At 73.7% G+C, this 13404-nt stretch carries 15 protein-coding genes; 8 read left to right on the forward strand and 7 right to left on the reverse strand.

Features of this window, described 5'->3' with window-relative positions:
- Positions 1-59 precede the first annotated feature (59 nt).
- Positions 60-2741: an ATP-binding protein gene (locus tag CHC11_RS03930; RefSeq protein WP_089310319.1), complete on the forward strand. Its 2682-nt coding sequence runs from the start codon at positions 60-62 to the stop codon at positions 2739-2741.
- Between the two features lie 164 nt (positions 2742-2905).
- Complete coding sequence (locus tag CHC11_RS03935) at positions 2906-3643, forward strand: SDR family NAD(P)-dependent oxidoreductase (protein ID WP_089310136.1); 738 nt, start codon at positions 2906-2908, stop codon at positions 3641-3643.
- Positions 3644-3704: 61 nt separating this feature from the next.
- Here CHC11_RS03935 and CHC11_RS03940 read toward each other — a convergent pair whose 3' ends face one another.
- Positions 3705-4163, reverse strand: a complete 459-nt coding sequence (locus CHC11_RS03940; RefSeq protein WP_089310137.1) for an SRPBCC family protein — start codon at positions 4161-4163, stop codon at positions 3705-3707.
- Complete coding sequence (locus CHC11_RS03945) at positions 4160-4405, reverse strand: hypothetical protein (protein WP_089310138.1); 246 nt, start codon at positions 4403-4405, stop codon at positions 4160-4162. The genes CHC11_RS03940 and CHC11_RS03945 overlap by 4 nt, the downstream gene beginning before the upstream one ends.
- Positions 4406-4517: 112 nt before the next feature.
- Between CHC11_RS03945 and CHC11_RS03950 the strand changes: the two genes are divergently transcribed.
- Positions 4518-5342, forward strand: a complete 825-nt coding sequence (locus tag CHC11_RS03950; protein WP_089310139.1) for a hypothetical protein — start codon at positions 4518-4520, stop codon at positions 5340-5342.
- Between the two features lie 21 nt (positions 5343-5363).
- On the opposite strand, the gene CHC11_RS03955 is transcribed toward CHC11_RS03950, so the two are convergent.
- A complete protein-coding gene (locus tag CHC11_RS03955; protein WP_089310140.1) occupies positions 5364-6284 on the reverse strand; it encodes an NADP-dependent oxidoreductase in 921 nt (306 codons plus the stop codon).
- Between the two features lie 103 nt (positions 6285-6387).
- On the opposite strand from CHC11_RS03955, the gene CHC11_RS03960 reads away from it, so the two are divergent.
- The 3 genes from CHC11_RS03960 to CHC11_RS03970 are packed head-to-tail and all read left to right on the forward strand — an operon-like array spanning position 6388 to position 7480.
- On the forward strand, positions 6388-6747 hold the full coding sequence (locus tag CHC11_RS03960; protein ID WP_089310141.1) for a VOC family protein: 360 nt from the start codon (positions 6388-6390) through the stop codon (positions 6745-6747).
- On the forward strand, positions 6744-7055 hold the full coding sequence (locus CHC11_RS03965; RefSeq protein ID WP_089310142.1) for an ArsR/SmtB family transcription factor: 312 nt from the start codon (positions 6744-6746) through the stop codon (positions 7053-7055). Before CHC11_RS03960 ends, CHC11_RS03965 begins: the two co-directional genes overlap by 4 nt.
- Positions 7052-7480, forward strand: a complete 429-nt coding sequence (locus CHC11_RS03970) for an SRPBCC family protein (RefSeq protein WP_089310143.1) — start codon at positions 7052-7054, stop codon at positions 7478-7480. The genes CHC11_RS03965 and CHC11_RS03970 overlap by 4 nt, the downstream gene beginning before the upstream one ends.
- A 36-nt stretch (positions 7481-7516) precedes the next feature.
- Here CHC11_RS03970 and CHC11_RS03975 read toward each other — a convergent pair whose 3' ends face one another.
- Entirely contained in the window at positions 7517-9397 is a 1881-nt protein-coding gene (locus CHC11_RS03975) for an ABC transporter ATP-binding protein (RefSeq protein ID WP_089310144.1), read from the reverse strand.
- Positions 9398-9504: 107 nt separating this feature from the next.
- Here CHC11_RS03975 and CHC11_RS03980 point away from each other — a divergent pair, with 107 nt between their 5' ends.
- A complete protein-coding gene (locus CHC11_RS03980; RefSeq protein WP_245918689.1) occupies positions 9505-10683 on the forward strand; it encodes an aminotransferase class V-fold PLP-dependent enzyme in 1179 nt (392 codons plus the stop codon).
- Positions 10684-10755: 72 nt separating this feature from the next.
- Positions 10756-11154, forward strand: a complete 399-nt coding sequence (locus CHC11_RS03985) for a DUF3224 domain-containing protein (protein WP_089310145.1) — start codon at positions 10756-10758, stop codon at positions 11152-11154.
- Between the two features lie 151 nt (positions 11155-11305).
- Here the strand turns inward: CHC11_RS03985 and CHC11_RS03990 are convergent, their stop codons facing one another.
- The 3 genes from CHC11_RS03990 to CHC11_RS04000 form a co-directional block, all read right to left on the reverse strand.
- Positions 11306-11725 (reverse strand): CBS domain-containing protein, encoded by a 420-nt coding sequence (locus CHC11_RS03990; protein WP_089310146.1) that lies wholly within the window; start codon positions 11723-11725, stop codon positions 11306-11308.
- 68 nt (positions 11726-11793) lie between these two features.
- Complete coding sequence (locus CHC11_RS03995) at positions 11794-12828, reverse strand: LCP family protein (RefSeq protein WP_143226903.1); 1035 nt, start codon at positions 12826-12828, stop codon at positions 11794-11796.
- Positions 12825-13403, reverse strand: coding sequence for an RNA polymerase sigma factor (locus CHC11_RS04000; protein ID WP_245918690.1), 579 nt, complete (start codon positions 13401-13403; stop codon positions 12825-12827). Before CHC11_RS04000 ends, CHC11_RS03995 begins: the two co-directional genes overlap by 4 nt.
- Position 13404: the final 1 nt, after the last annotated feature.

Below are 13404 nucleotides of genomic sequence, written 5' to 3' on the forward strand. Positions count from 1 at the left end.
GGGGGTGGACGGTTCGTCCGGCTTCGGGGGGTGCGGCTTGTAGTGTGGGTGCCGTGCTCATGGGGCGAGACCGCGAGCTCGACCACCTCGCCGGTCTGCTCGGAGACGCCCGCGCCGGGCGGGGCAGGACCGTGGTGGTCCAGGGCGAGGCGGGGATCGGCAAGACGGCCCTGATCGAAGGGATCGCGGCGGGCGCCGGGGACATGCGGATCGTCCGCGGGACCGGCGTCGAGTCCGAGACCGAGCTGGCGTTCGGCGGGCTGCATCTGATGCTGCACCCCCACGGCGACCGGTTCGACGCGCTGCCCGAGCAGCAGGCGGCGGCGCTGCGGTCGGCGTTCGGCCTCGGCTCGGGCCCGGCGGGCGACCGCTTCCTGATCGGCGCGGCCACGCTCACGCTGCTGTCGGAGCTGGCCGCCGACCGTCCGCTGGTGTGCCTGGTGGACGACGCGCAGTGGCTGGACACCGCGTCGCTGGACGCGCTGCTGTTCGCCGCCCGCAGGCTCGGTGCCGACCCCATCTCCATGATCTTCACGGCCCGGGACGGCGCCCGCCCGTTCCCCGACCGCGGCCTGGAGGTGCTGCGGCTGACCGGCCTGGACCGCGGCGCCGCCGGAGACCTGGTGGCGGCGCGCGCGCCCGGCCTCACCGTGCCGGTGCGGGAGCGCCTGCTGGACGAGGCGGCCGGCAACCCGCTCGCGCTCATCGAGCTGGGGAGCGCCCTGCGGTCGCGGCCCGCCCGTCCCGCCGGTCCGCTGCCGGTCGGCGGCAGGGTGCAGGAGACGTTCCGGCGCCGGCTGGCCGAGCTGCCGGACGCCACCCGCCGGCTGCTGCTGATGGTCGCCGCCGACGGCACCGCCGACCTCGGCCTCGTGCTGCGCGCCGGAGAGGCGCTCGGCCTGACGCTGGCCGACCTCGGACCGGCCGAGGAGGCCGGGCTCGTGGTCCTGGACGGCGGGGAGGTGCGGTTCCGCCACCCGCTCATCCGCGCCGTCACCTACCAGGACGCGGCCCACCACCGGCGGATCGACGTCCACGGCGCCCTGGCGGGCGTCCTGCGCGGCGACGAGCACGCCGACCGGCGCGCCTGGCACCTGGCGGCGGCCGCGACCGGCCCCGACGAGGGCGTCGCCGCCGAGCTCGAACGGGTCGCGCACCGGGCCGAGCTGCGCGGCGGGACCGCCGCCGTCGCCACCGCCTACGAGCGCGCCGCGCGGCTCAGCACCGAGCCGGAGGGCAGGGCCCGGCGGCTCGTCCACGCGGCGCGGGCCGCCTACGACGCCGGCCGGCCCGACCAGGCCGCCCGCCTCGCCGAGGAGGCCGAGCACCTCACCGAGCAGGACGGGGTCGTCGCCGAGGCCACCTTCGTCCGCGCCCAGGTCGCCTACGAGCGCACCTCGCCGGCCGCCGACGCGGAGCTGGCGCTGCGGGGCGCGGCGCTCATCGCCGGGAGCGATCCCGAGCGGGCGGTGTCCATGCTGACGGAGGCCGTCTGGTCCGCCCGGGACGCCGGCGCCCACGACCTGGTGCGGCGCAGCGTCGAGCTGCTCGGGAGGGTGCGGCTGCCCGCGGGCTCGGCGAAGGCGCCGGTGACCGCCGCGCTGATCGCCTACGGGGGCCTGGCGGACGGCGCGCGGGGGGCCGTCCCTGCGATGCGGGCGCTCTTCGAGGCCGCGCGGCGCGGCGAGATCGAGGACGTCGTCGAACTCATCATCGCCGGTTTCATGGGCCTGCTCGTGGCCGACGACCGCGCCGCGACCGGGCTGCTGGAGCGGATGGCCGCGCAGGCCAGGGCCCGGGGCGCGCTCGGCTGGCTGCCCTACATCCTGGAGGGCCTCGCGATCGGGCGGGTCCTGCTCGGCGACCTGCGCGGCGCGGACGCGGCGGCGGCCGAGGGCATGTCGCTCGCCGTCGACATCGGCATGGACACGCAGGTGACCGCGCTGCGGTGCATCGCGGTGCGGCTGGAGTCCGACGCCGGGCGCAGCCGGGCCCTGGCGGCGGGCGTCCTCGAACACGCCGACCTGCACCCGACCAACACCGCGCTCGCGTCCTGGGGCCTCGGCCTTCTCGACCTCGCCGAGGGGAACGCCGCGGCCGCCCTGGAGCGGCTGGACGCGGTGTGCTCCGGCCCGGCCCGGCACGACGTGCTGATCCGCGCCGTCCCGGACCACGCGGAGGCGGCGGTGCGCGCCGGGCGCCCGGAGCTGGCCCGCACCCACCTTCCCGCGTTCGAGACATGGGCGGCGGCCACGTCGAGCACGGCCCTGATCTCCCGCTGCCGGGCCCTGCTCGCCACCGGGGACGACGCCGACGAGCACTACCGCACCGCCCTCGGCCTGCACGGCGACCGCGCCTACGACACCGCGCGGACCCGGCTGCTGTACGGGGAGTGGCTGCGCCGCCGGCGCCGCCGCACCGAGGCCCGGGACGAGCTGACCGCCGCGCGGGCGGCGTTCGCCCGGCTCGGCGCCGAGTGCTGGGCCGAGCGCGCCCGCGCCGAGCTGGAGGTCCTCGGGGACCGGCCGGCGGCCCGGTCCGGGGACGCCGACCCGCTGAAACGGCTGACCCCGCAGGAGCTCCAGGTCGTGCGGCTCGCCGCCGCCGGGCTCAGCAACCGGGAGATCGGCGCGCAGCTCTACCTCAGCCCCCGCACGGTCGGGCACCACCTCTACAAGGCGTACCCGAAGATCGGCGTCACCCGCCGCGCGGAGCTGGCCCGGCTGGTATCGGACACATGACCTAGGGCCGCCGCCGCACCCGCCCGGCCCGCCCCGCCCGCGCCGCTCCCCGGCCCCGCCCACCCCCGCCGACCTGCCCCGTTGAACGCCCGTTCGATGACCGATGCGGGCCGTCCCGCCGAGCTCGTAGCGTCGTGGCCACCTCGAACGAACGGAGAATCACCATGCTTCTGGAGAACAAGACCGCGGTCGTCTACGGCGGAGGCGGAAACATCGGCGGCGCCATGGCGCGCGGCTTCGCGGCCGAGGGCGCGCGGGTGTTCCTCGCCGGCCGCACCCCCGCCAAGCTCGACGCCGTCGCCGAGGAGATCCGGGCCGCCGGCGGCCTCGCCGAGACGGCCCGCGTGGACGCCCTGGACGAGGACGCCGTGAACGGCTGGGTCGATTCGGTCGTGGAGACGGCCGGCAGCATCGACGTGTCGGTCAACCTCATCTCCCAGGACGCGCTGTTCCGGCCCATGATCGAAATGCCGGTGGCGGACTTCGGCCGGGCCCTGGAGAAGATCGCGCGCTCGTTCCTGGTGACCACCCGGGCCGCCGCGCGGCACATGGTCGAGCAGGGCTCGGGCGTGATCCTGCACTTCGGCGGCTCCGACAGCACCAACCGCGCGCCCGGTCTCGGGACCGTGCAGATCGGCTGCGACATGGTGGAGGCGATGCGCCGCCAGTGGGCGTGCGAGCTCGGGCCGCGCTCGGTCCGCGTCCTGTCGATGCGCACCGGCGGCATCCCCGGCGACGCCCTGCCGGACCCGGTGAAGCAGCAGATGGTGGACGCCACCCTGCTCAAGCGCGCCGCGACGCTCACCGACGTCGGCCGCGTCGCCGCCTTCCTGGCCTCCGACCACGCCGCCAGCCTGACCTCCACGCAGGTCAACATCACCGCGGGCGCCCTGGTCGACTGACCGGCCCGTCCTGGCGCCGTCTCGTCCGATCCCGCGTTGCCATGCGAGCGTCGGTCGCCGGTCAGGTGGTCGGGCCCTGGGCGTCGTCGTGCAGGGTCTCGGCGATGGCGTCCTGCCAGCCCGCCAGGAAGGCGGGGTATCCGTCGGCGAAACGGCGCAGGTGGGCGGCTCCCCCGCTGGAGAGTGCGGTGAGCTCGTAGGTGACGGTCACGTTGCTCTGGTCGCCGGCCTCGTCCAGGACGACGGAGACCGTTCCCGCGCTGACGCCCGGGGTGACGCGCGCGTAGAGGATGCGCCGCCCCGGGGTCGCCTCCACGACGATCCAGGTGGTGGTCTGGTCGCGGTCGAGGGTCTGGAAGACCGTCCCGGGCTCGGTGTCGTCGGCGGCGGGCGCGGGGAAGGACGGCTCCCAGTGCGGCACCCACCGCCGCTCTCCCTGCGCCGTGAACAGGTGGAACGCCTCGTCCGGGGGCAGCGCGACCGTCAGGCGGCCGGTGAGCCGGTGCCGGGCGCCGCTCATCGCCCGTCGTCCAGGGTGTGCGCGTCCGCCGCGGTCAGGGTCAGGCCGTAGACGTCCTTGAGCTGCTCGATCTTGGCGAGCGTCTCCGGCGAGAAGGGGGCCCTGCCCTCGAAGGCGTGCAGGGCGATGCCCTCGACCAGGTCGCCCAGGGACAGGTCGAGGTACTCGGCCAGCGCCTTGAGCACCTTGAGCACGTTGCGCTCGATCCGCACGCCGGTCTGCACCCGTTCAACTTTTACCATGGTACCAAGTTACCAGATTGACCTGGTACGGGTGGTCATACCCGAGCGATCACCCTTACCTTGGACGATCACGCGATCTTCGGACGTGGCAGGCGAAAGGGGAGGGAGCGTCATGCAGGAACCTTCGGGCGCGCCCGGCGACCCCGACGGAGAACGGCCACCGGGCGGGCGGGCGGCGACGGACACCGGCCCGCGGGGCGGCCTGTGGTGGGCGGCCTGGCTCGTCCCGGGCTACGCGATCTCCTACGGGCTCGTGCTGGCGGTCCTCAGCGACTCCTTGTTCTGGATCGCGATCCCCGGGATGGTCGGGCTCGCCACCGTGGTCCTCCTGGCGCTGCACGTGCTGCTCGAAGGGCCGTTCCGCGGCGCCGTCCCCTATGCCACGGACGGAACCGACCGCCGGGGCCCGGTGAAGCACCACTACAAGGTCCTGATCGGGCGCTACCTCGTGCTGGTGGTGGCCGGCGTCTCGATGGTGGCCGTCCCGCTCGCCGTGGACGTCCGCTACCTCTACCCGTTCGTCGGCACGGGTGGGGTGGCGCTGCTGCTGGGGACGAGGTTCTGGCTCCCCCAGATCGCCTGCCTGCGGAAGTGCGCCCGGGTGCTGAAGGTCTACGACTTCGAGTTCCGCACCCCCGTGAAGAAGTCGAACCTGCGCGGCAACGGGGTGCGGTCCCTGACCCTGGGCGACGGCGACTCCCCGCGCATGTCGGCCAGGGAGCCGCTGTTCTCCGACCGGTGGCCCAGGGGGATCGAGAACGGAGTGTGGTTCGCCGGGGACGACCCCTTCGGCGGGGTGATCCTCGTCCCGGACACGGGCGAGCTGATGTGCATGCAGCCGGAGAACTGGGCGGCGCAGGACAAGGCCCGGCGGCAGGCCGCCCACAAGCGCCGGGAGAAGGCCCGGCAGGCCGGTCTGGCGCGCAAGTCGATCTAGCGGACCGGAGGGATCCGCCCGTTACGGCGTGATGACGAGCTTGCCGCGCGTGTGCCCGCCCCGGCTGGCGTCGAAGGCCTCGCCCACCTTCTCCGGCGGGTACGTCCCGGCGACCTCCACCGTGAGCGCGCCGCGGTCGGCCATGGCCGCTAGCTCGGCCAGCTTCGCGCCGCTCGGGCGGACCCAGATCCAGTGGCCGCCGTGCTCGCCGACCGTGTTGTCGGCGACCGACACGTGCCGCCCGCCCTCGGCCAGGACGGCGAGGGTCGTGTCGAGCTGGCCGCCCGCGAAGTCGGCGACGGCGGACACCCCGCCGGGCGCCAGGTCCCGGACGCGCTCGGCCAGCCCGTCCCCGTAGGCGACGGGCTCGGCGCCGAGATCACGCAGGAAGCCGTGGTTGCCCTCCGAGGCCGTGCCGATGACGCGGGCGCCGCGGTCCCGTGCGATCTGGACCGCCAGGCTCCCCACTCCGCCGGACGCCGCGTGGATGAGCAGCACGTCGCCCGGCCCGACCTCCAGGCGGTCCAGGGAACGCTGCGCGGTCATTCCGGCGAGCGGCAGCCCGCCGGCCTGGTCCCAGTCGAGCGACGCGGGCCTGCGCGCCACGTGGTCCGCCGGGACCGCGACGTACTGCGCGAACGTCCCGGCGCCGACGACGTCCTTGCGGGCGTAGGACATGACCTCGTCGCCGTCCGCGAACTCCGGCGTGTCGGGACCGCGCCCCCGCACGACCCCGGCGACGTCCCAGCCGGGGATGACGGGGAACACCGCGTCCATCATCCCGTCCAGGCCGCCGGCCATGACCTTCCAGTCCACGGGGTTGACCCCGGCCGCGCGGACCTCGATCAGGACCTGCCCGGGGCCGACCTTCGGGTCCGGGACGTCTCCGACCCGCAGGTGCGAGTTGTCGCTGGCATAGGAGTCATAGGTGACGGCGCGCATGCCCCCAGCCTGCCACCCGGCCCGCCCGGCAAACATGGCCGCCGAAGCGTAGGGACTTCCCTACGTTTGACAGGTAGGCAGTCCCCTACATATTTTGGGGCGCATGAACATCACGCATGTGCGGCTGCTGACCGTGCCGGTCTCCGACCAGGACGCGGCCAAGGACTTCTACGCGGGCAAGCTCGGCTTCGAGGTGGTGATGGACCGTTCGACGGGCCCGATGCGCTGGCTCCAGCTGGCGCCCAAGGGCGCGGAGACGAACGTCGTGCTGGCGGACCATGTGCCCGGCGCGGCGCCCGGGACCGTGCACGGTCTGATACTGGAGACGACCGACCTCGACGCGGACTGCGAGCATCTGCGCGGCGCCGGGGTGCGGGTCGAGGGCCCGCAGGACCTTCCCTGGGGACGGCAGGCGACGCTGACCGACCCCGACGGCAACGGCATCGTGCTGGCCGCGCGGTGACAGTGGACGTCTTCGCGGCCCTGGCCAGCCCCGTCCGGCGGGAGCTCACCGCCCTCCTGCTGGACGGGCCGCGGCCGGTCAACGACCTCGCCGCGCACTTCGCGATGAGCCGCCCGAGCGTGTCGGAGCACCTCAAGGTGCTGCGCGACGCCGGACTGGTCAGCGAGCGGCGCGACGGCCGGCAGCGCATCTACCGGCTGGAGCCCGCGCCCCTGCGGGAGATCTCGCAGTGGCTCACCCCGTACGAGCGTTTCTGGCGGGAGAAGCTCTCCGACCTGCGCGACCTGCTGGACGAGGAGGACCTTTGAGCGCCGAGCGCATCGAGGTGGACGAGTTCCTGCCGCATCCGCCCGCGAAGGTGTGGCGGGCGCTCACCGATCCGGACCTGCTGGCCCGGTGGCTGATGCCGAACGACTTCAAGGCCGTCGTCGGGCACCGCTTCACGTTCACCGCCAAGCCGATCCCGGCGATCGGCTTCGACGGGACGATCGCGTGCCGCGTCCTCGACGTCGAGGACGTCCGCCTGCTCTGCATCAGCTGGCGCGGCGGCGGCCTCGACACGACGGTGACGTGGCGGCTCGTCCCCGAGGGGCACGGCACCCGTCTCTTCGTCGAACACGCGGGCTTCGACCTGGACGACCCCGTCAACGCCCACGCCTTCCGCGGCATGGGCAGCGGCTGGCGCTCCGGCGTCCTGCGCTCCCTGCGGGATTTCCTCGCCGGCCTGCGCTGACCTCGGCGCAGGCCGGCGAGACGCCCGGAGGCGGGGTCAGGCGACGGGCTCCAGGGGCGGGTCGTCGGCGAACTGGGTGCGGTAGAGGTCGGCGTAGCGGCCGTCCGCGGCGAGGAGTTCCTCGTGGGTGCCGCGTTCGATGATGCGGCCGCTCTCCACGACGAGGATCAGGTCGGCGGCGCGGACGGTGGACAGGCGGTGCGCGATGACCACGGCGGTGCGGCCGTCGAGGGCCTCGGTCAGGGCCTCCTGGACCGCGGCCTCGGACGTGGAGTCGAGGTGCGCGGTGGCCTCGTCCAGGATGACGACGCGCTGGCGGGCGAGCAGGAGCCGGGCGATGGTGAGGCGCTGGCGCTCGCCGCCGGACAGGCGGTAGCCCCGCTCGCCGACGATGGTGTCGAGGCCGTCGGGCAGGCCCTCGATGAGGGCGTCGAGGCGGGCGCGGCGCAGGACGTCCCAGAGCTCCTCCTCGGGCGCCTCGGGGCGGGCCAGCAGGAGGTTCGCGCGGATCGACTCGTGGAACAGGTGCCCGTCCTGCGTCACCATGCCGAGCGTGTCGCGGATGGCCTGGAACGACAGGTCGCGGACGTCGACGCCGCCGAGCCGGACGGCGCCGGAGTCGACGTCGTAGAGGCGCGGCAGCAGCTGCGCGATCGTCGACTTGCCCGCGCCGGACGAGCCGACCAGGGCGACCATCTGGCCGGGCTCGGCGCGGAACGAGACGTCGTGCAGGACGTCGACGCCGCCGCGGGTGTCGAGGGTGGCGACCTCTTCGAGGGAGGCGAGGGAGACCTTGTCGGCGGAGGGGTAGGCGAAGGTGACGTTGTCGAACTCGACGGTCACCGGGCCCTCGGGCACGTCGCGGGGCTCGGGCTTCTCGGCGACGAGCGGCTTGAGGTCGAGCACCTCGAAGACCCGCTCGAAGCTGACGAGCGCGCTCATCACCTCGACGCGGGCGCTGGCCAGGGCGGTCAGCGGCGCGTAGAGGCGGGTGAGCAGCAGGGCGAGGGCGACGACGGCGCCCGCGTCGAGGTGGCCGCGCAGGGACAGGAACCCTCCGACGCCGTAGACGAGCGCGAGGGCGAGCGCCGAGACCATGGTGAGCGCCGTGATGAAGACGTGCTGCACCATCGCGGTGCGGACCCCGATGTCGCGGACGCGGCGGGCCCGCGCGGCGAACTCGGCCGACTCTCGGGCCGGGCGCCCGAACAGCTTCACCAGCGTCGCGCCGGGGGCGGAGAACCGCTCGGTCATCTGCGTGCTCATCGCGGCGTCGTGCGACGCGGCCTCGCGTTCGAGCTTGGCCAGGCGGCTGCCCATCCGGCGGGCCGGGAGGACGAAGACGGGCAGCAGGACCAGCGCGAGCAAGGTGATCTGCCAGGAGATGCGCACCATCACGGCGAAGGTCAGCAGCACCGTCACGAGATTGCTGACCACTCCGGAGAGGGTGTCGCTGAACGCGCGCTGGGCGCCGATCACGTCGTTGTTGAGCCGGCTCACCAGGGCGCCGGTGCGGGTCCGGGTGAAGAACGCGACCGGCATGCGCTGGACGTGGTCGAACACGGAGGTGCGCAGGTCGAGGATCAGCCCCTCGCCGATGCGCGCGGACAACCACCGGTTGACGAGCCCGAGGGAGCCCTCGGCGAGCGCCAGAACCGCGATCACTATGGCCAGCCACACGACCGTGGACGTGGCGTCATGGTCGACGATCGCGTTGACGACCCACCCGGCGAGGACGGGCGTCGCGACGGCGATGACCGCCATCACCACGCTGAGCAGGAGGAAGGCCGTGAGAATGCCCCGGTGCGGGCGGGCGAAGCGGGCGATGCGCCGCAGCGTCGCCCGGGAGAACGGCCTGCTGTCCCGCGCGTTCATGGCGTGGTGCAGCGACATCCACGCCGTGACTTCCATGTCCATGGAGACCCCTGTGATCGTTAGCCTGGAACAGCAAGCATGCGACCTCAACATTGGTTGAGGTCAAGCCGCCGCCGGATGTCAGTATCCCGCGGGGGTACGACGTTTCCGTGAAGGAAGGGCTGCCCGTGGACATCGACGAGCTCCGGTCCGACACCCCCGGCTGCGCCAGGGTGGCCCATCTCAACAACGCCGGGGCCGCGCTGCCGCCGCGTCCCGTCATCGACGCCGTCGCCGGGCACTTCGAACTGGAGACGCTGATCGGCGGGTACGAGGCGGCCGAACGCAACGAGGCGCCCATCGCGCACTTCTACGACGCCGTGGCCCGGCTTCTGGGGGCCCGCCCTGACGAGATCGCCTTCGTGGAGAACGCCACCCGCGCGTGGGACATGGCGTTCTACGCGATCCCCTTCGCGGAAGGCGACCGCATCCTGACGACGACGAGCGAGTACTCCAGCAACGCGATCGCCTACCAGCACGTGGCGGCGGCCAAGGGCGCGCGCGTGGAGGTCGTCCCGGACGAGCCCGACGGCACTCTCTCGCTGGACGCGCTGGTGGCCGAACTGGCCAAGGGGGACGTCCGGCTGGTGTCGCTGAACCACATTCCCACGCACAACGGGCTCATCAACCCGGCCGCCGAGGTCGGGCGGCTGTGCCGTGCGCACGGCGTCCTGTACCTCCTGGACGCGTGCCAGTCGGTGGGGCACCTCTCGGTGGACGTCGACGAGATCGGCTGCGACATCCTGTCGGCGACGGGGCGCAAGTTCCTGCGCGGCCCGCGCGGCACCGGGTTCCTGTACGTCCGGCGCGGGATCCTGCGGACGCTCGTCCCGCCGTTCCTCGACCTCCAGGCCGCCGACTGGAAGGCGCCGGACGGGTTCGAGATGCGCGAGGACGCCCGGCGGTTCGAGACGTGGGAACGGCACGTCGCCGGGCAGATCGGGCTGGGCGTCGCCGCCGACTACGCGGCCGACCTGGGGGCGGCGCGGATCGAGGACCGCGTCCTGGGCCTCGCCGCCCGGCTCCGGGAGGAACTGGCCGCCCGTCCCGGGATCACGGTCCTGGACAAGGGCACGCGGCCGTCCGGCATCGTCACCTTCACCGTGGACGGACGCGACCCGGCCGCCGTCAAGGCGGCGGCCAGGGAGCGGGGCGTCAACGTCAACGTGACCGACCCGCTCTCGCACGGATACGACCCGCACGCCCGTCCAGCGGCCGTGCGGGCCTCCGTGCACTACTACAACACCGACGAGGAACTGGAGCGGCTCCTGTCCGTGCTGCCCGAGTAGGCACTGTCCGGCAGATCAGGAGTGGACGGCTTAGAGCCCGGGTTTGCCTGCGGCGCGTAATAGCATCCAGGGGTGCAAGCTTCAGGAACGTTCAAAGTTGCCGATTTCACCCCGACTCCGATGCCGAGCCCGGCGATCGAGACCGCGCTGCCGGTCGCTGTCGCCACGATGGAGAAGCGGTACGACGGTGACGTGGTCGGACGCTCCGCCACGTTGTTCACCTCTGCCTTCGACCACGGGACCGGCACTTACGTCGCGATGGAGTCCTTCGAGGGGACGCTTCATGACCGAGCCGGCGCCTTCAACTTCGCGCACTCTGCGACGACCCTGGGCGAAGGCATGGACAACGCGTTCTTCGTCATCGTCCCGGCGAGCGGAACGGGCGCGCTGGCCGGGATCACCGGGACGGGCGGTATCGCCATCGATGCCGACGGCACGCACCGGATCTGGTTCGACTACGAACTCGGCTAGGCATGTCCGGGGAGCATCTTTCTGATCCCCGACCCTGCGGCGGACGGTCGAGGGGGACGGTGAGCGCCGGGGGATCCGGGTGATGGAGGTTCTCACTCACCGGCGGCTGCCAGGTCGAGTCCGCCAGTGGAGACCGGCCCGGCAGCGCCCCTCAGGTGTTGGAGCGTGCCGCGCTGATGTCGGCGAGCGCGGACGCCGAGTCCTTCTCGATCGCCAGGTCGCCGATGGACACGATGCCCACCGGACGGCCGTCCTCCATGACGGGGAGCCGCCGCACGGAGCGCTCGCGCATGATCTGCGCGGCCCTGTCGAGGGAGTCGTCGGGCCCCACCGTCGCGGTCACCCTGCTGGCGATCTGACCGATCTTGGCCTGGGCGGGGTCGCCGCCCGCGGCGAGCCCGCGCACCACCAGGTCGCGGTCGGTGACGACGCCCTTCAGGTCGTCGCCCTCCGCCACCAGGACCGCACCGATCTCCTCGTCGCGCATCGCACGCGCCACGGTCACGATGTCGAGCTCCGGCGACACCGACGTGGGCGAGCCGGTCATGATGTCGCGGACTTTCGTGGCCATCGCTCACTCCTTGCTCGTGGGTCGCAGCCGGGGGCGATTCGGCCCCTACCCGCAGACGGGGGGCTCACTCATCGCGTCCGGAACGGCGCGAGCACCCTGCGGGCGGCGGCCTCGTCCACCACGAGCCGGTTCATGTCCGAGGGCGCGGGACGGACCGGAATCGTGGCCGCGGCGACCCCGCCGCTCCCGTCGAACCCGCGCGCGAGCGTGCGCAGCGCCCCGGCGTCCAGTCTCGGCGTGCTCTCGACCGAGTCGGCCACGACGGCGAGGAAGCGCGCGAACCTCAGCGGGTTCTCCGCCATGAGCTTCTCGGCCTGCCGCGCCAGCGAGGCGAGGAACCGCTGCTGGCGTTCGACGCGGTCCAGGTCGGAGCCGTCCCCGAGGCCGTGCCGGACCCGGACGTAGGCGAGGGCCTGCGCCCCTTTCAGCCGTTGCCGGCCGGCTGGGACCCTCAGCCCGGAGCCGGGATCGTCGACCGCCCTCGGCAGCGTCACCTCGACCCCGCCGAGCGCGTCCACCACCCGCGTGAACCCGCCGAAGTCGATCACCACGGTCTGGTCGACCCGGACGCCGGCCAGTGCCTCCACCGTCCTGCGCGTGCAGGCGGCGCCGCCCAGCGGGAACGCCGTGTTGACCGTCGCCTGCCGCGCCGGGTTCCGGCCGCAGGCGGGGATGCGCACGAGCACGTCCCGCGGGATGCTCACCAGCTGCGGCCTCTTCCGGTCGGCGGGGACGTGCACGAGCAGCAGGGTGTCCGAGCGCTGCGCGCCGCCGTGGCGGGCGTCCAGCCCGATGACCAGCACGTTCATCGCCCTCGCGGCAGTGGGCGCGGTCGAGCCGGTCGCCGCGGGCCTCGCGTCGCGCCTGTGCAGCACCACCGCCGGGACGAGGATCGCCGCCGCCGTCACCGCCGCGACCACGCCGAGCAGCGTCCAGCGCACCGTGCCCGTCCAGCGCACCGTGCCCATCCAGCGCACCGTGCCGCGGCGCCCGCGCCGCGCCCCGTCCAGCAGCCGGTTCCGCTGCCGGGCGAGGGACGGCGGCGGCTCGTGCTCCAGGTCGCGGCCGAGGCCGCGGATCAGGTCCAGGTCGTCCACGCTCACGCCTCCTCGCGCGTCGGGTCGGTGTCGCCGAGCGCCGCGCGCACCTTGCGCCGCGCCCGGTTGAGGCGGGAGCGGACCGTGCCGACCGGGATGCCGAGCGCCCGCGCCGCCTCCTCGTAGGACAGGTCGCCCCAGGCCACCAGCAGCAGGACGTCCAGGTCGCGGCGCGCCAGGCCGGACAGCGCCGCCGCCAGCGCGGGACGGGTGGCCGACGCGGTCACCCCCGCCGCCACGCGGTCGTCGGGTCCCTCCACCGGACCGTCCACGGGGCTGCGCCGCAGCGCCCGGTAGCGCGCGGCCTCCGCCCGGTGATGCCGCGCGACCAGCTTCGTCGCGATGCCGAACAGCCACGGCCGCGCGTCCCGCTGCTCCAGGTCGTAGCGGTGCCGCTTGCTAAACGCGACAAGGAACGTCTCCCCGACGACGTCCTCCGCGGCCTCCCCGAGCCTGCGGGAGACGTACCGGTAGAGCATCGCCGAATAGCGGTCGAACAGCGCGGCGAACGCCTCGGGATCGGCGAGCGAACGCTCGATGAGAGCGGCGTCGCACTCCCGAGCCGTCGGGGGAACGGTCATC

This window comes from Actinomadura mexicana (assembly GCF_900188105.1).
Classification (GTDB): Bacteria; Actinomycetota; Actinomycetes; order Streptosporangiales; family Streptosporangiaceae; genus Spirillospora; species Spirillospora mexicana.

Coding starts and splice junctions, on each gene's coding strand:
- CHC11_RS03960 (WP_089310141.1), top strand. CDS start 6,388: ATGAACATCACGCATGTGCGGCTGCTGACCGTGCCGGTCTCCGACCAG.
- CHC11_RS03935 (WP_089310136.1), top strand. CDS start 2,906: ATGCTTCTGGAGAACAAGACCGCGGTCGTCTACGGCGGAGGCGGAAAC.
- CHC11_RS03975 (WP_089310144.1), bottom strand. CDS start 9,397: ATGGACATGGAAGTCACGGCGTGGATGTCGCTGCACCACGCCATGAAC.
- CHC11_RS03930 (WP_089310319.1), top strand. CDS start 60: ATGGGGCGAGACCGCGAGCTCGACCACCTCGCCGGTCTGCTCGGAGAC.
- CHC11_RS03955 (WP_089310140.1), bottom strand. CDS start 6,284: ATGCGCGCCGTCACCTATGACTCCTATGCCAGCGACAACTCGCACCTG.
- CHC11_RS03940 (WP_089310137.1), bottom strand. CDS start 4,163: ATGAGCGGCGCCCGGCACCGGCTCACCGGCCGCCTGACGGTCGCGCTG.
- CHC11_RS03990 (WP_089310146.1), bottom strand. CDS start 11,725: ATGGCCACGAAAGTCCGCGACATCATGACCGGCTCGCCCACGTCGGTG.
- CHC11_RS03945 (WP_089310138.1), bottom strand. CDS start 4,405: ATGGTAAAAGTTGAACGGGTGCAGACCGGCGTGCGGATCGAGCGCAAC.
- CHC11_RS03950 (WP_089310139.1), top strand. CDS start 4,518: ATGCAGGAACCTTCGGGCGCGCCCGGCGACCCCGACGGAGAACGGCCA.
- CHC11_RS04000 (WP_245918690.1), bottom strand. CDS start 13,403: ATGACCGTTCCCCCGACGGCTCGGGAGTGCGACGCCGCTCTCATCGAG.